Origin of the sequence: Prevotella sp. P5-92 (genome assembly GCF_002251245.1) — a bacterium.
GTDB lineage: Bacteria > Bacteroidota > Bacteroidia > Bacteroidales > Bacteroidaceae > Prevotella.
In genome coordinates, this window is record NZ_NPJG01000015.1 from 17823 (window position 1) to 37447 (window position 19625).

General features: G+C 49.9%; 17 protein-coding genes. 8 read left to right on the forward strand and 9 right to left on the reverse strand.

The genetic code is table 11. The features are described 5' to 3' along the window. Positions 1 to 153: 153 nt before the first annotated feature. The 4 genes from CIK99_RS02170 to rpsA all read right to left on the reverse strand — a co-directional run bounded on the left by CIK99_RS02170 (position 154) and on the right by rpsA (position 4518). Positions 154 to 954 (reverse strand): adenosylcobinamide-GDP ribazoletransferase, encoded by an 801-nt coding sequence (locus CIK99_RS02170; RefSeq protein ID WP_094379314.1) that lies wholly within the window; start codon positions 952 to 954, stop codon positions 154 to 156. A 6-nt stretch (positions 955 to 960) separates the two neighbouring features. Next, the gene (gene cobT / locus CIK99_RS02175) at positions 961 to 2010 is read right to left on the reverse strand and encodes a nicotinate-nucleotide--dimethylbenzimidazole phosphoribosyltransferase (protein ID WP_094379316.1); all 1050 of its coding nucleotides are present in this window, start codon (positions 2008 to 2010) and stop codon (positions 961 to 963) included. Positions 2011 to 2028: 18 nt separating this feature from the next. Next, the gene (gene cobU, locus CIK99_RS02180) at positions 2029 to 2556 is read right to left on the reverse strand and encodes a bifunctional adenosylcobinamide kinase/adenosylcobinamide-phosphate guanylyltransferase (protein WP_094379318.1); all 528 of its coding nucleotides are present in this window, start codon (positions 2554 to 2556) and stop codon (positions 2029 to 2031) included. Between the two features lie 180 nt (positions 2557 to 2736). After that, entirely contained in the window at positions 2737 to 4518 is a 1782-nt protein-coding gene (gene rpsA, locus CIK99_RS02185; protein ID WP_094379321.1) for a 30S ribosomal protein S1, read from the reverse strand. Between the two features lie 276 nt (positions 4519 to 4794). Here rpsA and CIK99_RS02190 point away from each other — a divergent pair, with 276 nt between their 5' ends. Both CIK99_RS02190 and CIK99_RS02195 read left to right on the forward strand, forming a co-directional pair. Beyond that, positions 4795 to 5982 carry a mechanosensitive ion channel family protein gene (locus CIK99_RS02190; protein ID WP_094379323.1) on the forward strand — a complete coding sequence of 396 codons (1188 nt, stop codon included), beginning with the start codon at positions 4795 to 4797 and terminating at the stop codon, positions 5980 to 5982. Between the two features lie 161 nt (positions 5983 to 6143). Then, positions 6144 to 7232 carry a TlpA disulfide reductase family protein gene (locus CIK99_RS02195; RefSeq protein ID WP_094379325.1) on the forward strand — a complete coding sequence of 363 codons (1089 nt, stop codon included), beginning with the start codon at positions 6144 to 6146 and terminating at the stop codon, positions 7230 to 7232. Positions 7233 to 7340: 108 nt separating this feature from the next. On the opposite strand, the gene tilS is transcribed toward CIK99_RS02195, so the two are convergent. Genes tilS through CIK99_RS02210 form a run of 3 tightly spaced genes read right to left on the reverse strand, consistent with a single transcriptional unit; the run spans position 7341 to position 10453 of the window. Beyond that, positions 7341 to 8642: a tRNA lysidine(34) synthetase TilS gene (gene tilS / locus CIK99_RS02200; protein WP_094379327.1), complete on the reverse strand. Its 1302-nt coding sequence runs from the start codon at positions 8640 to 8642 to the stop codon at positions 7341 to 7343. Further along, a complete protein-coding gene (locus CIK99_RS02205; protein WP_094379330.1) occupies positions 8632 to 9813 on the reverse strand; it encodes a class I SAM-dependent rRNA methyltransferase in 1182 nt (393 codons plus the stop codon). The genes tilS and CIK99_RS02205 overlap by 11 nt, the downstream gene beginning before the upstream one ends. Positions 9814 to 9817: 4 nt before the next feature. Next, positions 9818 to 10453, reverse strand: coding sequence for a 3'-5' exonuclease (locus tag CIK99_RS02210; RefSeq protein ID WP_094379332.1), 636 nt, complete (start codon positions 10451 to 10453; stop codon positions 9818 to 9820). Between the two features lie 109 nt (positions 10454 to 10562). Here CIK99_RS02210 and CIK99_RS02215 point away from each other — a divergent pair, with 109 nt between their 5' ends. The 5 genes from CIK99_RS02215 to rlmH all read left to right on the forward strand — a co-directional run bounded on the left by CIK99_RS02215 (position 10563) and on the right by rlmH (position 16018). Continuing rightward, positions 10563 to 13028, forward strand: a complete 2466-nt coding sequence (locus CIK99_RS02215; RefSeq protein WP_094379334.1) for a DNA translocase FtsK — start codon at positions 10563 to 10565, stop codon at positions 13026 to 13028. Between the two features lie 122 nt (positions 13029 to 13150). After that, positions 13151 to 13738 (forward strand): LolA-like putative outer membrane lipoprotein chaperone, encoded by a 588-nt coding sequence (locus CIK99_RS02220; RefSeq protein ID WP_094379337.1) that lies wholly within the window; start codon positions 13151 to 13153, stop codon positions 13736 to 13738. Further along, on the forward strand, positions 13735 to 15216 hold the full coding sequence (locus tag CIK99_RS02225) for a DUF5687 family protein (RefSeq protein ID WP_094379339.1): 1482 nt from the start codon (positions 13735 to 13737) through the stop codon (positions 15214 to 15216). The genes CIK99_RS02220 and CIK99_RS02225 overlap by 4 nt, the downstream gene beginning before the upstream one ends. A gap of 32 nt (positions 15217 to 15248) precedes the next feature. Beyond that, entirely contained in the window at positions 15249 to 15551 is a 303-nt protein-coding gene (locus tag CIK99_RS02230; RefSeq protein ID WP_094379341.1) for a DUF4491 family protein, read from the forward strand. After that, a complete protein-coding gene (gene rlmH, locus CIK99_RS02235; protein ID WP_094379343.1) occupies positions 15548 to 16018 on the forward strand; it encodes a 23S rRNA (pseudouridine(1915)-N(3))-methyltransferase RlmH in 471 nt (156 codons plus the stop codon). Before CIK99_RS02230 ends, rlmH begins: the two co-directional genes overlap by 4 nt. 9 nt (positions 16019 to 16027) lie before the next feature. Here the strand turns inward: rlmH and CIK99_RS02240 are convergent, their stop codons facing one another. Further along, positions 16028 to 17662, reverse strand: coding sequence for a dipeptidase (locus CIK99_RS02240; RefSeq protein WP_094379351.1), 1635 nt, complete (start codon positions 17660 to 17662; stop codon positions 16028 to 16030). Between the two features lie 304 nt (positions 17663 to 17966). On the opposite strand from CIK99_RS02240, the gene CIK99_RS02245 reads away from it, so the two are divergent. Beyond that, complete coding sequence (locus tag CIK99_RS02245) at positions 17967 to 18149, forward strand: hypothetical protein (protein ID WP_094379345.1); 183 nt, start codon at positions 17967 to 17969, stop codon at positions 18147 to 18149. A 317-nt stretch (positions 18150 to 18466) separates the two neighbouring features. Here the strand turns inward: CIK99_RS02245 and CIK99_RS02250 are convergent, their stop codons facing one another. Beyond that, positions 18467 to 19528 (reverse strand): leucine-rich repeat protein, encoded by a 1062-nt coding sequence (locus tag CIK99_RS02250; RefSeq protein WP_094379347.1) that lies wholly within the window; start codon positions 19526 to 19528, stop codon positions 18467 to 18469. Between the last annotated feature and the right edge of the window lie 97 nt (positions 19529 to 19625).

A 19625-nucleotide genomic window follows, 5' to 3' on the forward strand; every position in this document is an offset into this window, starting at 1 on the left:
TTCAAGCGATGAAACTTAAGGTTGTTTAGTCTTCACCAGTGAAGATCTATCTTGATTCCTCTTCTCAGACGAAGAACGATCTCGATTCCTTTTCTGCCATGAAGAAACCATTTCTTGGCAGACTATTTACTTCACTATCAAAGCGGTGAAGTGTCAATAGATTAGTACGAAGGTGAGGTAGAACGACAGTTCGGTGAGAAGAAACAAAGCTCCGCAACAATCGCCCGTATAACCGTGCAACTTGTTTTTCATAAGCATGTAAAGGCCGTAGAACACGAAGCAAGGCGCCATCACCAGCATCTCAATTGTAGATACCGCATAGCCAAACTGCGTCACCATGACATAACCGAGAATCACCATCGGCAGCAGTCCGGCAACAGCTAACCGCAAACCTGCAGCAAGATTATATTTCACATACACAGTCTTCGCCTTTGCCTCTTCCTCACGGCGTGCATATGGCAAGAACATTATTATCTGTCCGCTCACCATCTTGCAAAACGGGTCGGCAGCCAGCATGACAAAGGCAAGCAGTCCGGCCGGAATATCCGTCATCGATGCCACGAGCAAAGCCAAATACACGATGAGTCCAAGCACTCCGTAAGTGCCTATATGCGAGTCTTTCATTATCTCTAAGATGCGCTCGCGCGACGTTCCTCCACCAAACCCGTCGAAGAAGTCAGCCAGTCCGTCCTCGTGAAGAGCCCCCGTAACAAGCATTCTTGCCCCGACAGCCAACAGCACGGCAAGCGTCATCGACACATGCTGACTTGCCAGGAAAAACACCAGTCCCATCATTCCGCCCGTCAGCCATCCTGTCAGCGGCCAATATTCCACCACGTGTTTGTAACAGTGGCGTGGAGGTTCGTGCAGTCGCCAGAAAGGCAACCTCGTGAAGAAGATAAATGCAGCCAATGGCGTTTCCCACCATCGTGCATGGTCGATATTAATCTGCATGGCAAACTAAAAATATTTCGTTATCTTTGCATTGTCAAAGTTGTTCATCTCGCGTATCATCCTCACCGCACTGTCTATTACGGCATACGAACACAGAGCACCCGTGCCTTCGCCCAGACGCAAGCCAAGGCTCAACAACGGACGAGCGCCCATCTCGTGTAACATACGCGCATGACCGCCCTCATCGCCCACATGTCCGAATATCATATAGTCAAACGCCTCAGGATAGAGTCGTATGGCAGCTAATGCGCAGGCAGACATGATAAATCCATCCACCATCACAGCCACGTGTCTCTCAGCCGCCCTGAGCATGGCGCCAATGGCAGCCACCATCTCATATCCGCCGAAATAACGTATCGTCTCCTCGGTGGAAGCCGTCAGTCCCATCGTGGCATGGAAATGCTGCACAGCCTGACTCAGCACGTCATACTTATGACTGATGCCCTCGCTATTGAGTCCCGCACCTGCTCCCACACATTCAGCCAGCGGAATAATCTCAAAGATGCTCATCCAGATGCTCGACGGCGAGGTGTTGGCAATGCCCATCTCTCCGCAGCAAATAATGTTACTTCCCTCTTCCACAGCCTTGTCAACCATCTCCACGCCAACGGCTATCGCCCGGTCCATCTGCTCGTGAGTCATGGCTGGTCTGTGAAGGAAGTTGTCTGTTCCTCGTGCTATCTTCCTGTCGATTATCCCTTCCACATTGCTTAAGTCGTAATCCACTCCCACATCCACAATCTTCAAGTCGAAGCCATGTTGACGGCAAAACATATTCACTCCACCGCCGCCACGCGTGAAGTTTATCATCTGCTGCCATGTCACCTGTCGTGGTGACACGCTCACTCCTTCACGCTCAATACCATGGTCGGCACCGAAGAGGAAATGGGTGGGACGGCGCAGTTCGGGAGTAAGCGTCTGCTGTATGAGACACAGCTGCATGGCCAGCTCTTCCAGTCGTCCTAACGAGCCCTTTGGTTTGTTGAGATTGTCAATCTTCTGTTGTATCTTATCTTTTAAGCCACAGTCGGGCTTGGTAATGGAGAATGTTCTCATTGTTGTCTTTTTCTTTGTCTATTTAATTTTCACTTCTATTCCACTCACCATGAATATCACCTCGTCGGCTTTCGAAGCTACATATTGGTTCATCCATCCTTCAAGGTCGGTGAATCGCCGTTGTATTGCGCTCTCGCTCACTCCGCCACTGCCTATCTCATTAGTGACGAAGATGAAAGTGGCGTCCTGATTGGTGAATCGGTCAAATTCCGACTTCAGTGCTTCGAGAGCCGAATCTACCGTTGGTTGTTCCCATTCCGCCTTCTCTCGTGCGAAGAAGAAATTCGTACACCACAGAGTGATACAGTCCACCACGACCACCCTTCCTTCCACGTTGTGTCGGCTAAGTTCCTTTTCCTCCTCAATGTTTGTCCACTGCGGACCGCGTCGTCTTTGGTGCATCTCCACCCTTCGTTTGAACTCCTCGTCCCAGATATGTGCTGTGGCGAGATAGACAGGATTGTCAGATAGCTGCAGAGCCATTCGTTCTGCCGTCTGGCTTTTTCCTGAACGTTGTCCTCCGGTGATAAGTATTATTCTTCGCATATAATGAAATGGTATTGCTAAATAAAAAAGGTGTTACAAAAATGAAGGTATTGCAAAAATGATGATATTGCAAAAATGTTGGTATTGCAAGAGGATGGTATTGCAAAAAAAGCAGACACGCTGACTCCTCACCGTAATGAGAGAACCAACGTGTCTGAAATGTATTTTTAGGAGAGTGTATTATTCACCCTTCTCCATCTGTGCCTTGAGCTGAGCGAGAACATCGATATCGCCAAGTGTTGTAGAAGCTGGCTGGTTGTCGATCTTCACGGTCTCTTCCTTCTTGCTGGTACGAGCAGCCTTCTTGGCAGCCTTCTTCTCCTCACGCTGAGCGTCCTCGAAAGTGCGGCTGTGAGAAAGGATGATGCGCTTGCTGTCCTTGTTGAACTCGATAACCTTGAATGGCAGAGTCTCGCCGAGAGCAGCCTGTGTGCCATCTTCCTTAACGAGGTGCTTTGGAGTAGCGAAGCCCTCAACGCCCTTCTCGAGAGAAACTACTGCTCCCTTCTCGAGCATCTCGATAATCTTACCCTCGTGGATGCTGCCCACGGTGTATGTAGCCTCAAACTGCTCCCATGGGTTGTCCTCGAGCTGCTTGTGACCGAGGCTGAGACGACGGTTCTCCTTGTCGATATCAAGAACCATAACGTCGATGTCGGCACCAGCCTGTGTGAACTCAGAAGGATGCTTAACCTTCTTTGTCCAAGAGAGGTCAGAAATATGAATGAGTCCGTCAACGCCTTCCTCAAGTTCAACGAATACACCGAAGTTGGTGAAGTTGCGAACCTTAGCGGTGTGCTTGCTTCCAACAGGATACTTCACTTCGATAGCCTCCCATGGATCTTCCTTAAGCTGCTTGATACCAAGGCTCATCTTGCGCTCCTCGCGGTCGAGAGTGAGGATGACAGCCTCTACCTCGTCGCCTACCTTCAGGAAGTCCTGAGCCGAACGCAGGTGCTGGCTCCAAGACATCTCCGATACGTGGATGAGTCCCTCTACGCCTGGCTGAATCTCTACGAATGCGCCGTAGTCTGCAATAACAACAACCTTTCCGTTTACACGGTCGCCAACCTTGAGTTCTGCGTCGAGAGCGTCCCATGGATGTGGAGTGAGCTGCTTCAGACCGAGAGCGATGCGGTTCTTCTCGTCGTTGAAGTCGAGGATAACCACGTTGATCTTCTGGTCGAGCTCAACCACCTTGTGAGGATCATCTACGCGGCCCCAAGAGAGGTCGGTGATATGGATGAGTCCGTCAACGCCACCGAGGTCAACGAATACGCCGTAAGAAGTGATGTTCTTAACAGTACCCTCGAGGATCTGACCCTTCTCGAGCTTACCGATGATTTCCTTCTTCTGAGCCTCAAGCTCCTGCTCGATAAGAGCCTTGTGTGAAACGACTACGTTGCGGTATTCCTGGTTGATCTTCACAACCTTGAACTCCATTGTCTTGTTTACGAACTGGTCGTAGTCGCGTATAGGATGAACGTCGATCTGGCTGCCTGGCAAGAAAGCCTCGATACCGAATACGTCAACGATCATACCACCCTTAGTGCGGCACTTGATGTAACCCTGGATAACCTCTTGGTTGTCGAGAGCTGCATTAACACGCTCCCAGCTCTTGCTGAGGCGAGCCTTCTTGTGAGAAAGGATCAGCTGACCCTTCTTGTCCTCCTGGTTCTCTACGTAAACCTCTACCTTGTCACCTACCTTGAGGTCTGGGTTGTAGCGGAATTCGCTTGCAGGGATGATACCATCGCTCTTATAGCCGATGTTTACGATAACCTCTTTCTTGTCGCAAGAGATTACGGTTCCCTCGGTCACCTGATGCTCGCTGACCTTGTTGAGGGTTTCGTTGTAAGCTTTGTCAAGCTCTTCTTTGCTGACGTTTGCAGCAGAGCCATTTTCAAACTCTTCCCAATTGAAGTCGTCCAATGGCTTGACGTTTTTTGTTAATTCTGACATAAATTTTAAATTGTTGTTTTTTTTATAATAAAGTTAGACTTTATGTGAATTGTCCAGCCGACATTCCGCCGACCTTCTTTAAAATCGGCTGCAAAGGTACTGATTTTCATTCAGATATAATTCATCTTACTCGATAATTATCTCCTGTTTAATGTTTTTTAACCAAATATACAATAAAAAACATCACACTCTGTCACTACTCACACCTTTTTTTCGTACCTTTGCAATACTATTGATTTACTATAGCGTAAATATTGCTATACATTATTTATATATATGACAGAAGAAATCAGACTTTGGATTGAACATCTTGTGACGGGATGGGGTTCATCTGCCACTGGTGCCGTCTATATCACCGACGCGTTGCTTGTGGTGCTGACCGTCATCTTCTCGTGGTTGTCTTTTGTGGTGTGTCACCAGATGTTGGTGCCTATCACGGTGAAGATTGCCGAAAAGACCGACGCCAACTGGGACGACGTGTTGCTCAACAAGACCACACTCCGCAAGGCATGTCTTATAGTGCCTGCAATAGTGATATCGATGCTCATTCCCCATATCTTCTTTCGTCTGCCAGAGATAGAAGAGATATTAGAGCGCGTCACGGCCATATACATCACCGTGATGTCAACAAGACTCGGCATCTCGGTGGTCGATTCGCTGAAGATGCTCGACGTTGACATGCAGTCGGCGCGCCACCAGTATCTCCACACCTTCTGCGGAGTGCTGAAGATAGTGGTCATATTCCTTGCCATCATCGTGGTGGTGTCGATAGTCATCGACCGCAACCCGCTGACGCTTCTTGCCGGTCTTGGCGCCACATCAGCAGTGCTGATGCTCGTGTTCAAGGACACCATCTCCGGACTCGTGGCAGGGATAAGGCTGACGAGCAACGACATGCTGCACAAAGGCGACTGGATAACGGTGGAAAAGGCCGGAGTGAATGGCGTGGTAGAAGAGATAACGCTGACCACGGTGAAGGTGAGAAACTACGACAACACCATCGTCACCATCACGCCTCAGACTCTCGTCGATGACTCGTTCCAGAACTGGAAGTCAATGCAGGACGGCGACGGCCGACGGGTGACGCGACGCGTGTATATCGACTTCCAGTCGGTAAGGCTCGTTGACGACGATATTCGCCGGCGTCTCACCGATAAAGGCTACATCGGAGAGAAGGCGTTAGTGAAAGAAAAGGACGTGGCGAAAGACTGCGTCAACCTCTCACTGTTTCGCCTCTGGGCCGACTGTTACCTGTCGAAGCACAAGGACGTCAATGCCGACATGCTTTATATGGTGCGTCAGCTGGAATCCACTCCAACCGGCCTACCCGTGGAGTTCTACTTCTTCCTCCGCCAAAAGTCGTGGAAGCCATTCGAGAATCAGAAAGACACCATTCTCGAGCGCATGTATGCTGCTGTAGAAGACTTTGGCTTGCACATTTATCAGCGCACCGCAGACAGATGACTGTAGCAAGAAGAAAATCACGTCCAAAAGAAGAAGATGACATCCAAAAGAAGGAAATCCCATCCAAAAGGAGGAATCGTCTTTTTGTTATTGCATCAGAATAATGACATATTGAAACAAGAAATATAAATCAGCAATAATTAATAAATTAGAACGAAAACATGAAAAAAATCTCAATGCTCGCACTGGCATCGGCAATCACCCTGTCAGCCTGTGCACAACAGAAAGAAGGCGACTTCACCATCGAAGGCACCTTGCCCGACACCGTAAAAACGGTGATGGTCTATGCCGACGGCACCAAGGAACCAGTCGTTACTGGTCAGGTGACAAACGGCAAGTTTAGCGTGAAAGGCAACGCTCCGAAGGACGCGTTCCTCAACATCGGATACATGATGGACGGTGGCCGTCCACGTTTCATCACGGTTCTCAACGACGGCGAGCCGATTGAGATACGCCTCGTTGACGACTACTGGGTAAAGGGTTCGAAGCTCAACAACGAGTTGAACGAGATGAACCTCAAGAGCGACATCACCATTCTCGCAGCATCGCTCATCAAGGATTGGCAGGCAGCCCGTGCCAGTCAGGACGAAGCAAAGGCCAACGAGATTGCCGTCAAGATCAATGCCATTCAAGAGAGATGCGACAGCATCAAGATAGCATATATCGCCAACCACAAGAACGATGTCACTCCTGCGCTGCTGATGTCTCAGATGTACTATATGTTCGACTACAAAGAACTTGTTGAATATATCAACTCCGGTGCCGTATGGGTAAACCATCCCTTGTGCGACAGAATGAAGAAGCAGGTGGAGGCAATGGCAAAGCGTCAGCCGGGCATCAAGTTCACCGACCTTGAGATGAACGACCTCGACGGCAATGCCGCCAAACTGAGCAACTGGGTAGGCAAAGGCAACTATGTACTGGTGGATTTCTGGGCGAGCTGGTGTGGACCATGCCGACGCGAGATGCCACATGTGGTGAAGGCATATCAGACATATAAGGCCAAGGGCTTTGATGTTGTTGGCGTGAGCTTCGACAATAAGGCAGAGGCATGGAAGAAAGCTGTAGCAGAACTTGGTTTGGAGTGGCACAACATCTCCGACCTCAAGGGTTGGCAGTGCGCCGCCTCGTCGGCTTATGGCATCAATTCCATCCCGTCAAACATACTTGTTGGTCCCGATGGCATCATCATCGCTTCCGACCTCAGAGGCGAAGACTTGCTCAACAAGTTGGCGGAGATATATAAATAATCAGGAGTTAAGAAATTAAAGAAGTTAAGAAATTAAGGAGTTAATACAATGGCTACGAGCATAAAACACTAAGGCTCAACCGGTTGTACTAACTCCTTAATTCATTTTTTATTCCATTCTTAACACTATCACAGTCTCTGTTTTCTCACCCACTCTGCATTTCTCGCTCGTTCTCTCTCCCACGAGCCATACGATGAGTCCGGTAGCGTCTTCCACCACCAGTTGTCGGCGACGTTGGAAAAAGTTTAGTTTGCAGTCGGTAAGATAGTCGCTTACCAGTTTTGTTCCACGCATACCAAACGGAGCGAAGCGGTCGCCACTTTTCCACGGGCGGACCACGAGAGGAAACGTCACTGTCTTTGCGTCGAGACAAGCCACCGACTTTGATTTCACAACAGCGAAACCGTCAGCTTTCTTTAGCTCAATGCGCAGCCGTCTGCCGTTCATAACATACAAGCCTTCGATAGGCATTCTCACGGGTTGTGGAATTTCTTCTTTCCGTGCCACGAGCAATAGATTGTGTTCTGATGCCATCTCGTATTCCGTCGAGGCGACGGTCTTTCCTTTCTCCCCGTGTTCCATCATCGCCCACACCACGTTACTTTGCTGTGGCAAGAATCCGTATTGTCGGCAAATCTCAAACAACACATATCTCGGGGCGGGCAGCTGTCGGAGTAGTGTAGTGTCAATCCTTACGACACCGTCGTCGCCCTCTTCCATCACGTCGGCTTTCATCTTTTCCAAAGCCCACTCCACTATCTCGTCAGCATCCTGCAGATGTCGTGCCGTAGTGTCTATCGCTCGCGCCACGCTCGGGTTAATCTCCTTCAGTGCAGGTATCACCTCCAGACGATACTTGTTGCGTGTGGCGTCAGTCTCAAGGTTGGTGCTGTCGGTGACAAAACTCTCACCTCTTTTATATATATAAGCTTCGATATCCTCTCGCGTCATGTCGAGCAGCGGTCTTATCACACGTCCGTTCACTGGTCTTATTCCCGCCAGTCCCTTCAGTCCCGTGCCACGCACAAGGTTCATCAGCACCGTTTCCACGTTGTCGTCACGGTGATGCGCCACAACGATGGCCTCAGCCCCGATATCCTCTCGCAGTCGTTCGAAATAGCCGTATCGCAGGTCGCGTGCAGCAGTCTCTATGCTCAGCTTATGCAGCGCAGCATATCCACGAGTGTCGAAATGCACGCGGTGCAACGCCACGCCAAACCTCTCACACAGACCAGCCACAAACGCCTCGTCGCGGTCGGCCTCCTCGCCACGCAGATGGAAGTTGCAGTGAACGGCCTCCACGCGGTATCCCTCGTCGAGCATCATCATCAGTAGGGCCACGCTGTCTGCCCCTCCGCTGATAGCCACGAGGTAGAGTTTGTCGCGATCTAATATCTTCTTATTCAACATAAAGCACCAATCCCTTTAGATATTCACCCTCAGGATGGAAAATGTTTATCGGATGGTCGGCAGGCTGATGCAGCTGATGCAGGATGCGCACCTTCCTTCCTGCGATGGCGGCAGCCGTGAAGACAGCGTTACGGAAATTGTCTTTTGTCACCACCTGCGAGCAGGAGAAGGTGAAGAGTATTCCTCCCTTTTGTATCTTCTCGAAAGCCTTGGTGTTCAGACGGGTATAGCCCTTCAGCGCGTTATGCAGCGCTCCTCTGTGCTTGGCGAAGGCAGGAGGGTCGAGAATGACCAGGTCGTAGCGGTCGCCCATGCGGTCGAGATATTTGAATGCGTCCTCACAGAAAGCCTCGTGTCGGGTGTCGCCTGGGAAGTTCATATCCACATTGCGTGTGGTGAGCTCAATTGCCTTTGCGCTACTATCGACAGAATGTACCAGTTCGGCTCCTCCTCGCATGGCATAGAAGGAGAATCCGCCTGTGTAGCAGAACATGTTCAGCACCTTCTTTCCCTTGGCGAAGCGTTCAAGCAGCGAGCGGTTCTCACGCTGGTCAACAAAGAATCCTGTCTTCTGTCCTTTCAGCCAGTCAACGTGGAACTTCAGTCCGTTTTCCATCGCCAAGTTGTCGTCGCTACCTCCGATAATGAATCCGTCTTCCTGTCCTAATTCGGCCTTGTATGGCAGCGTTGTCTCGCTTTTGTAATACACGTTGGCTATTCTGTCTCCTGCCACCTCAACGAGGGCTTTCGCTATTGCCATTCGTTCCTGGTGTATTCCAACGCTATGCGCCTGCATCACGGCCGTGTTTCCATAAATATCGATGACGAGTCCTGGGATGTTGTCGCCCTCGCCATGCACCAGACGGTATGTATTGTTATGCGGGTCATCCACGATGCCGATGCTGCGTCTCATCTGGAAGGCAGACTCGAGTCGGCTCTGCCAGAACATGTCGTCGATATCGACGTCGCTAAACGAGAGCACTCTCACGGCTATCGATCCTATCTGATAGTGTCCCACAGCGATGAAGTCACCTTCTGAGGTGATCACCCTTACCACCTCTCCTTCTTCCAGTCCGCCGTCAGCCTTTTGTATGGCACCTGAGAAGATCCAGGGATGGAAACGTTTCAGACTCTCTTCCTTTCCCCTTTTGAGATATACTTTCTTATACATAATATTATTGGTTGTTCTGCTGTTCAGCTTGTTTTATGAGTTTATAATCGCCAGTCGTCTCAAGTCTCATTAGTTCCTCGTATATCCTTATGCAGCTCCATGCGTCAGTGGCGGCATACACTTTCTGCTTGTCGGAGAGGATGTCGGCTTCCCAGTTGGTGAGCCGTTGTCCCTTGCTTATCTTTCCGCCGAAGAGGTTGGCGTAGATCTTCTGCAGGCTGAGATCCTCGATACCTATTTCCTTCACGTGTTTCTGCAGGTCGAAGAAGTTTCCGGGTGTGAAAGGCTCGAGCTTGTTGAGAGCCGCCACATCGTCGTGGAGCGACAGTCCCACCTTCAGCACCTTCTTGTCTTCAAGCAGCCGCTTCACGGGCTCACACATCTTTATGTGGTTTAGACGGAAGAGGAAGCACACCTCGCGCGACGACACCTGCAACAGTGCCACCGTGTAGTTTGTACCTCTACGGAACGACGGTCTTGTCTCCGTGTCGATGCCAACGATATCCTGCGAGAGCAGGTAATCGACCGCTCTACCGGCTTCCGATTCTGACACCACGACGACTATCTTCCCGTCGAAAACGGCACGTGGCAAATCGGCTATTTTTGCCTTGTCAAACTTGTCGTATAATAGCTTTTCCATTACTTTTTTGATTTCGAGATGCAAAAATACAAAAAAAATGGGACATTTATGGTATTTTCTGACTTTTTTCAGTTACTTTTGCACAAGATTTCATATAACACACCAAAAAATGGCAAAGAAAAAGAAGATAAACAACAATAAATCGTTTAATAAGATACTCGGATTCGACTTCATTCAGAACGAGAAGGTCATCTTTGTGTGCAGCATTATACTGCTCGCCGTGGCCATATTCTTCGTCGCGTCGTTCGTGTCGTTTCTCACCAGCGGCAACATCGACCAGAGCATGATAGAATCGCCGCGCGAAGGGGAGATTATGAACCAGAACGGGGAGTTTACCAACTCCTGTGGATCGCTCGGTGCACACCTCTCTCATTTCTTCATCAAGAACTGTTTCGGTCTCTCGGCATTCCTCATTCCCGTGTTCATCGGAGCCATGGCGTTCCATTTCATGAGGGCATACTCCATCAGCCTCCTGAAATGGTTTCTCTCTCTCTCCATCGTGATGATATGGTCGAGCGTCACCTTCGCAAAGTTTCTCTCGCCCTTGTTCATCGACAGCTTCTACAATCCCGGCGGCGACCACGGACAGTTTGTTTGCCAATGGATTGAGAACCTCGTGGGTGCTCCCGGACTCCTCGGCATCCTCTGCGTCATAGCCATAGCCTTCCTCACCTATCTCAGTGCCGAGACGATCTATATGATTCGCAAGATGCTCAATCCCGTGAAGTTCTTCACCGACAGGGTGAAGTTTGACGTCAGCGTGGGAGGCAAACACGACGAAACGGCAACGGCTATAGTCGCCGACGACATCGTCGAGGATCCTGACGTGTTCGACAACCCCGAGACTCAGACCGTAGAGTTTGCAGTCAACAGCGACGTGCATATTATAAACAATGTAGAGACCGACAGCGGCGACGAAGCTACGACAGCAGAAAAGGCAACGATAAAAGCCGCAGTCAGCGATCCTAACAGTCAGATCGACATGGAGGTGAGCGCGGCTCAGGACGAGGAGAAGGCTAAGAGCAAGCAGCTCGTCAATGTCGGCGAGCGTCAGTTAGAGGCTTACGACCCGAAGCTCGACCTCGAAAACTACCACTACCCCACCCTCGACCTGCTGAAGAAATACGAGAACGACGGCAAGCCGTTTATCGACATGGCCGAACAGACAGCCAACAAAAACCGCATCATAGAGGTGCTGCGTAACTTCAACATCGAGATAAGCAGCATCAAGGCCACCGTCGGTCCTACCATCACGCTCTACGAGATCACACCCGCACAGGGAGTGCGCATAGCAAAGATACGCAACCTCGAAGACGACATAGCCCTCTCGCTGAAGGCTCTCGGCATACGTATCATAGCTCCTATCCCTGGCAAAGGCACCATTGGTATTGAAGTGCCTAACGCCAAGCCCAACATCGTGTCGATGGAGTCCATCCTCAACTCGAAGAAGTTCCAGGAGTCGGAGATGGAACTGCCCTGCGCCGTAGGAAAGACCATCACCAACGAGGTATTTATGTTCGACCTCGCCAAGATTCCCCACCTCCTCGTGGCAGGTGCCACCGGACAGGGAAAGTCTGTTGGTCTTAACGCCATCCTCACCTCGCTCCTCTACAAGAAGCATCCAGCCGAACTCAAGATCGTGCTCATCGACCCTAAGAAGGTGGAGTTCAGCATCTACGGACCTATAGCCAACCACTTCCTTGCCAAGGTGCCTGACGAGGACGCCGAACCCATCATCACCGATGTCACCAAGGTGGTGCGCACGCTCAACAGCCTCTGCAAGGAGATGGACACACGCTACGACCTCCTCAAGAGTGCTGGCACACGCAACATAAAGGAATACAACAAGAAGTTTGTCTCGCGTATGCTCAACCCCGAGAACGGACACCGCTACATGCCGTATATCGTAGTGGTAATAGACGAGTTTGGAGACCTTATCATGACTGCCGGCAAGGAGATAGAGATGCCTATAGCACGCATCGCCCAGCTGGCGCGTGCCGTCGGCATACACATGATCATCGCCACTCAGCGACCCACCACGACCATCATCACTGGAAATATCAAGGCCAACTTCCCTGGTCGCATAGCATTCAAGGTGTCGGCAATGATCGACTCGAAGACCATTCTCGACCGTCCCGGTGCCAACCAGCTCATTGGCCGTGGCGACATGCTCTTCCTCAACGGAGCCGAACCAGTGCGCGTGCAGTGTGCCTTTGTCGATACTCCCGAGGTGGAAAGCATCAACAAGTTTATCGCCAAGCAACAGGGATATGTCACTCCGTTTGAGCTGCCTGAGCCTGACATGGCCGACGGCGAGGTGGGCAGCGCCAACGATGTCGATATGCAACATCTCGACCCACTGTTTGAAGACACGGCACGTCTCATCGTGGCAAGCCAGTCGGGTTCGACGAGTCTCATCCAGCGCAAGTTCTCCATCGGCTACAACCGTGCCGGACGCATCATGGACCAGATGGAGAAGGCGGGCATCGTCGGCGCAGCCAGTGGCAGCAAGCCACGCGAGGTGCTCATTCAAGACGAGGTGAGTCTTAACAATCTCCTGAGCAACTTCAGGTAGTAATGTGTCGTAATGTGTCGCCACGACACCTTATAATATATATAGGACGGCCATTTCAGAAGACATCGATTTTAGAAGACATTCATTTTAGAAGACATACATTCATTTCAGACAACGTAACTATGAAGAAACTTTTTTCCATACTCACCGCTATACTGATAGCCATCTGCGCCGAGGCCCAGACCGCTCGTCAGGTGCTCGACCGCACGGCAGCCAACCTCAGCAACAAGGGCGGTGTCACCGCTTCTTTCTCCATCAAGGGTGGAGCCTCGGGCACCATAAAGGTCAAGGGACGCAAGTTTCAGGCCACCACTCCGCAAGGCATCGTATGGTTTGACGGGAAGACACAGTGGACCTACGTGAAACAGAACGGCGAGGTCAACGTGAGCAATCCCACCGAAGCACAGCTTCAGTCTATCAATCCCTATAACTTCATCAACATGTACAAGAAGGGATACAAGGCCGAGCTGAAAGACGTCGGCCAACTCTATCAGGTGTATCTCAAAGCCACCGACAAGAAACTTGGCGTGCAGGAGATATTCATCCGTGTTGACAAATCTTCATACACGCCGACCATCCTGTCCATGCGCAAGGGAAAGAAGTGGACCACGTTCACCATCACCGACTTCAAGAAGGGCAACATCCCCGACGGCGTGTTCCGTTTCAACTCAAAAGATTTTCCACAAGCAGAAGTTATTGACCTACGATGAATAAGTTACAACTCTTCCTCATGCTGAGACGCAACATGAAACTCAGCAACCGCCGCCATCCCATGTTTGAACAGAACAAGGTGGCCATCGTCTTCACCATGATAGGCGTCGGCTTCATGTCGATATATTTCATAGCCATCGGCACCATGATGGGCTGGGGAGCGCGTGGTGGTGCGGAGGACATGATCTTCGCCGTCCTCCCCATCTTCCTCATCCTCGACTTCTTCATGCGCTTCGGCGGACAGCAGCTTCCCATGCTAATGATCAAGCCATATCTGCTCATGCCCATCAAGCGTAACGACATCACCGAATGCTTCATCATCATGTCGATGCTCAGTTCCTACAACCTACTGTGGTTGCTGGTGTTCGTGCCTTATTTCTTCATCGTATGTTGCGGCGGACTGCCTTTCTCCACCACCATGGGCATGCTCTTGGTGTGCGAATGGCTCTTTGTGATCAACGCCCTCTGGTATATGCTCGTACGCACGCTCATCAACCAGTCGCTCTGGTGGATAGCCTTGCCTATAGTTGTCTATTGTCTGCCTCTCACACCCCTGCTCATTATGGGTCCGGAGAAAGGCTTCGAGAAACTGTGCGAATTCTTCTTCGACCATGCCTACTCGCTGGTAGGCGTAGCCGTCTATGCTGTGCTCACCGCAGTGCTCTTCATCGTCAACAGCCGTCTGCAGAAGCGTCTGGCCGCGTCTGAGGTGGCAGCAGAGGAGAAGAAAGACTTCCAGAACACTGCCGACATAGCGTTCCTCAACCGCTATGGCCTCACTGGTGAATATCTCAAGCTTGAGATCAAGAGCGCCATACGCAACAAGTCATTGCGCCAGCGCTATATCCAGGGCCTGTTTATCATCACGATGTTCTCGTTGATACTGGCCTTCACCGACACCTACGACGGCCGCTTCACGGTCAACATGTGGTGCCTCTATTGTTTCGTCTTCTTCGGCGCTGTCAACCTCGTGAAGATCATGGCTCCCGAAGGCAACTATATCGACCTGCTGATGACCCACAAGGAAAACATCCTGCAGATTCTCAAGGCGAAGTATTACTTCTTCTGCTTGGTGCTCGTCATACCTGCGCTGCTGCTCATCCCACCAGTGGTGTCAGGCCGTTTCTCGGTGCTCATGATGATTGCCTATATCCTCGTCACAACGGGTATTTGCTATTTCCTGCTGTTCCAGTTGGCGGTGTATAACAAAAGCTCGCTGCCTCTTAACGAGAAGGTGACGGCTAAGGGCAACTTCGAGAACACACTCCAGTTAGTCATCGAAATGATGGTGTTCTTTGTTCCCGTCGTCATCGGCGTTATCCTCACTACGCTTTTCGGCGATACCATGGGCTACATCATCCTCATCGCCATCGGAGCAGGCTTCACGTTCACCCACAACATCTGGCTACGTAACATCTACAACCGGTTTATGGAGCGCCATTACGAGAATATCGAGGGCTTCCATGCCACACGTTAGTATTTTCACAAAAATAAAAGTATCAGCTTATCATGCATTTGACAGGTATATTCATAGCCATAGGCACATTTGTCATCATAGGCATTTTTCACCCCATAGTCATCAAGTGTGAGTATTATTTCGGTACCCGACAGTGGTGGCTCTTCCTTGCCGTGGGCATAGCCACGCTCGTAGCAGCACTCTTCATCGACGACGTCCTCACCTCGTCGCTGCTTAGCGTCTTCGGTGCTTCCTGCCTGTGGTCGATAGGCGAACTCTTCGAACAGAAAAAGCGTGTGGAGAAGGGATGGTTTCCTAAAAATCCACGTCGCGCCAAGGAATATAAGTCACGATGAAGACCGTACTCATCCTCGTGGGTAAGACCACCGACAAGCATTTCGCCGCCGGCATCGACGACTATGCCAGTCGCATCAGCCATTATATGCCGTTCGAGATCGTCGTCATCCCCGAACTGCGCAACACCAAAAGCCTTGGCGAGCATCAGCAGAAAGCCGCTGAGGGCGAGCTCATACTGCGCCAAATCCAACCGTCAGACACCGTGGTGCTGCTCGACGAGCACGGCAAGGAACGGCGTAGCGTGGAGTATGCCAGATGGCTTGAGCAGCGCTCGATGAACGCCCGCCGCCTGGTTTTCGTCATCGGCGGTCCCTACGGCTTCTCGCCCGAGGTCTATCAGCGTGCCGACGAGAAGCTCTCTCTCTCGCTGATGACCTTCTCACACCAAATGGTCCGCCTTATATTCACCGAACAGCTCTACAGGGCATGTACGATAATAAAAGGCGAACCATATCATCACGAGTGATTTTTTCGTTTACTTGTCTATTGGTTTCAACTGCTTCACCAGCTCCTTGGCATACCGCTTGGGATAGCCTGGACGCACGGGACGCTCGCCGATGCCGTGTTTCGACAGTTGGAACGTGCCGTCGGCATTCTCTTTCTTCACCACCATGTCGTTATACTTCACAATGAGGTAGGTGGCAAGCTGTCGCCAGCGTGCTATCATCTCGTCGCCCTTCTGGCACGAGTAGTCGTTGAGATACTTCACTGCTGCCTCGCTGCCCTGTTGTGTCACCAGCTCCGCTGCCTTTGCCTCCACAGCTGCCTGGTTGGCAATCCATGAATTGTCGAGCGAGTCGCGCACTGCCTCTAAGCTGACGAACATCTGCGCATAGCGCGGATAAACCATGTTGCTCACCCAGTTGCACACCCAGAAGGCGTTGTCCATGCTGAAGTGGATGGCGTCGGCTCCGGGGGTGTTGAAACAGTTTGGAATGCGTGTGGCGGAGCAATAGACTGGATTATACGACACCATGTTGGCGTCGTCGTTGCCAAACCACAGCACACCGCCAATCTCGCGTGGCAACCACGAGCGCATCTGACTCACATAGACGAAACCTGACTGCTGCGTGCTCACGGGACGCTCGTTGAAGTATGTCTTGCCGTCAACCTCAAACTTCAGTGGCGTGGGACGGTATGGCATCTCCCATATACCGCCACCGATGTCGCCGTCAAGTGCGAACGGCGTTCCCTCGTAGTGGTCGCGCATGGCCATCTCAAGGTCTTTCACACTCAACTTTCGGTTGGGCACAATCCATAGCGGCATAGGCTCGGCTCCATCTACCTCACCCGAGGCATATCCCACATAGCGGTCCATGTAGTCGCAATACTTGTTGAAGAAGGTCCACACGCGCGCCTCGCAGAAGCGTCGGCCACCGAAGTCGGGTGCAGCGTAGGTGTCGCAAAAGCTGAAGTCTGCGTCCTTACCGCTATACCAGCCTTTCTCGCGCGCAAACTTCACCACGTTTTTCGATGCCATGCAGTTTGCCTTATCCTTAACGTTGAAGGTCCTGATGCGGCTCTGGTTGGCATGTGCGCAGATGGCATCGTCAGGCACTCGCAGTGCCACCCATACCACTCCTTTGCTGCCTGCGCCGCAGCCCATCATCTCCATGATCCACGCCTCCTCAGGGTCGCAGATGGTGAAGGTCTCTCCCTCGCTGTTATATCCGTAGGCCTCGGCGAGAGTGGTCATCACCTTTATCGCCTCGCGCGCTGTCTTCGAGCGTTGCAGAGCAATATAGATGAGCGATCCATAGTCAAGTGTACCCGTCGAATCCACCATCTCCTCGCGACCGCCAAAGGTGGTCTCGCCAATGGTCACCTGCCATTCGTTGATGTTTCCCACCACGTTGTAGGTCTTTTCCGCTTCAGGTATCTGTCCGTGATACTCATTAGAGTCCCAGTCGCGTATGTCTCTCATCGTGCCCTTCGGGTGCTTGCCTGCAGGGAAGTGGCAGAGGGGTTGAAACATGCCGTAGTCGTCTGCGCTGTAGGTACACATCACAGAACCATCTACACTGGCTTTCTTTCCAACAATGTAGTTGGTACATGCCATGGCGTAAGTGCCAGCCATGAGCATGAGAGAGAAAAATACTGTTTTCTTCATTCTTACCTTATTTATATTATATATATATCTTTGGCACAAAGGTACAACATTTCATCTACATTTCAAAACTAAACACCTATAAGAAATCAAAAAAATGCGCAAAAGAGCTTATTTGTGCATAAATCGATTTTAGTATAGAATTTTTAACATTTGCTTAATCACTGATTTTCAATATCTTACAAAAATGTTACAAAAACACTGAAAAAAAAATCATAAAAATATGAACGACATATCAAAAAAATGACTACCTTTGCAGCGTTTTAATAAACAAATGATTGTTTTACAGATTTAAAAAAGCAAAGAAATGAAGAAATTAGTATTTATGTTCGTAGCTGTTGCAGCTATCTCTTTCGCATCATGTGGTAACAACACAAATCAGGCTGCTCCTGTAGATTCTGATTCTGTAGCTACTGTTGACAGTGCAGTTGTTGATTCTGCTGCTGCTGATAGCGCTGCTGCTCCTGCTGATTCAGCTGTTGCCGAGTAATGTTGCAACACCGAACCTAAAGAGAGAAAATTCCGCTGAGCCAAGCTCAGCGGTTTTTTTATCTCCATACACGTGATCGACTAAACATTCGGAAGAAAAAACTGCCGCAATACCAGCCGCAAATATGCTGCAAATACGCAGCAAATCGGGTTGCGGTCTTACATAAAGTAAGACACTACGGCGACATTACCGCCAACAACTTGAAATAACTCTTCAACTTGAAAAAGTTACCAGTTAACCGGTAACAAGTTAACTTTTTTATCCTGTAGCCAGAGCTGATAACTATTCCAAAGCATGTGAATATTAAATTACGGATTCTATTGGGTGATAGCATTTCCGTCTTTGTCCGTTACTGTGGTATTTTCAGAGCCAGCTTTCCAATTGGCAGGTAGATTATTCTTTATTCCAAAATACACAGTTTGACTGGATAATATCAGCGTTCTTGAGGTTGCTTGCGTTCCTGCATCTTGGAGCCAATATAAAAGACAAGATTCGGCACTCACATCATCTGCTAACATTGTTACAGATGAGAGCTTTGAGCAATCATAGAACATTAACCAATAACAGTTATTTACCAATGTAGATGCTTTAAGTTCAGGAGCTGTAGTCAAACTCGTACAGCCCTGGAACATACATCTGTAACAATTATTTTCTAATGACGTCGCAGAAAGCTTTGGTGAAGCATTTAACGACGTGCAATTCATAAACATATACGAATAACAACATATAGCTAATGTCGTTGCCGGTAGTTCAGAAGGCACTTCTGTCAATTTAGAGCAGCCCTCGAACATACATTGATAACAATATTCAGCTAATTCCGTAGCTGGCAACTTTGGAGCTTTAGTTAGTGAGGTGCAACCCTTGAACATATTAGTATAACAATAAGCAGCTAATTTCATAGCTGGCAATTCTGGGGCTGTGGTCAACACTGTGCAACCATTGAACAAATAGCTGAATGTAGCTTGATCTGTTTCTACAGTCCTGTAGTATTCATAATCTACCAAAGTGCGAATGTCTCCTGTACACGATACTTTGACATCAGGATCTGTAAATGAAATATTACTATAATTAGTACCAAGGAGGCTCTTTCCTCTCAGACGGAGATTGCCCTTGCTTCCTCCGAACTTCACTTCGCCTGTCTGATCATCTAAAGTCTTCCATTCTCCATCACCAACGGAATATTCAAATACAGATTCGGTACTTGTGGCAGGCAAACTTCTTGTGCCAATATCATTTGCCATAAGAGGAAGGGGGACTGTGGGGTGGAGTTTTGCTACCACGCGAGGAAAAAATAAATTCCACGCGTGGAAACAAATTTTTGGTCGTGAGAGGGGAAAAGGAATCACCACCCTTAATTCCGCAACACTATAGTTTAACATTATTTATAAGTGCCTGAGCAACAAAAAGTTGCCCAGGATTTTGCCATGTCAGAATTTTCACTTACCTTAGTGTTGCGAAAAGAAGACAAGCAAAACT

Excerpts from the sequence above, each read along its gene's own strand:
- CIK99_RS02170 (WP_094379314.1), bottom strand. The coding sequence starts at position 954 with ATGCAGATTAATATCGACCATGCACGATGGTGGGAAACGCCATTGGCT.
- cobT (WP_094379316.1), bottom strand. The coding sequence starts at position 2,010 with ATGAGAACATTCTCCATTACCAAGCCCGACTGTGGCTTAAAAGATAAG.
- cobU (WP_094379318.1), bottom strand. The coding sequence starts at position 2,556 with ATGCGAAGAATAATACTTATCACCGGAGGACAACGTTCAGGAAAAAGC.
- rpsA (WP_094379321.1), bottom strand. The coding sequence starts at position 4,518 with ATGTCAGAATTAACAAAAAACGTCAAGCCATTGGACGACTTCAATTGG.
- CIK99_RS02190 (WP_094379323.1), top strand. The coding sequence starts at position 4,795 with ATGACAGAAGAAATCAGACTTTGGATTGAACATCTTGTGACGGGATGG.
- CIK99_RS02195 (WP_094379325.1), top strand. The coding sequence starts at position 6,144 with ATGAAAAAAATCTCAATGCTCGCACTGGCATCGGCAATCACCCTGTCA.
- tilS (WP_094379327.1), bottom strand. The coding sequence starts at position 8,642 with ATGTTGAATAAGAAGATATTAGATCGCGACAAACTCTACCTCGTGGCT.
- CIK99_RS02205 (WP_094379330.1), bottom strand. The coding sequence starts at position 9,813 with ATGTATAAGAAAGTATATCTCAAAAGGGGAAAGGAAGAGAGTCTGAAA.
- CIK99_RS02210 (WP_094379332.1), bottom strand. The coding sequence starts at position 10,453 with ATGGAAAAGCTATTATACGACAAGTTTGACAAGGCAAAAATAGCCGAT.
- CIK99_RS02215 (WP_094379334.1), top strand. The coding sequence starts at position 10,563 with ATGGCAAAGAAAAAGAAGATAAACAACAATAAATCGTTTAATAAGATA.
- CIK99_RS02220 (WP_094379337.1), top strand. The coding sequence starts at position 13,151 with ATGAAGAAACTTTTTTCCATACTCACCGCTATACTGATAGCCATCTGC.
- CIK99_RS02225 (WP_094379339.1), top strand. The coding sequence starts at position 13,735 with ATGAATAAGTTACAACTCTTCCTCATGCTGAGACGCAACATGAAACTC.
- CIK99_RS02230 (WP_094379341.1), top strand. The coding sequence starts at position 15,249 with ATGCATTTGACAGGTATATTCATAGCCATAGGCACATTTGTCATCATA.
- rlmH (WP_094379343.1), top strand. The coding sequence starts at position 15,548 with ATGAAGACCGTACTCATCCTCGTGGGTAAGACCACCGACAAGCATTTC.
- CIK99_RS02240 (WP_094379351.1), bottom strand. The coding sequence starts at position 17,662 with ATGAAGAAAACAGTATTTTTCTCTCTCATGCTCATGGCTGGCACTTAC.
- CIK99_RS02245 (WP_094379345.1), top strand. The coding sequence starts at position 17,967 with ATGAAGAAATTAGTATTTATGTTCGTAGCTGTTGCAGCTATCTCTTTC.
- CIK99_RS02250 (WP_094379347.1), bottom strand. The coding sequence starts at position 19,528 with ATGTTAAACTATAGTGTTGCGGAATTAAGGGTGGTGATTCCTTTTCCC.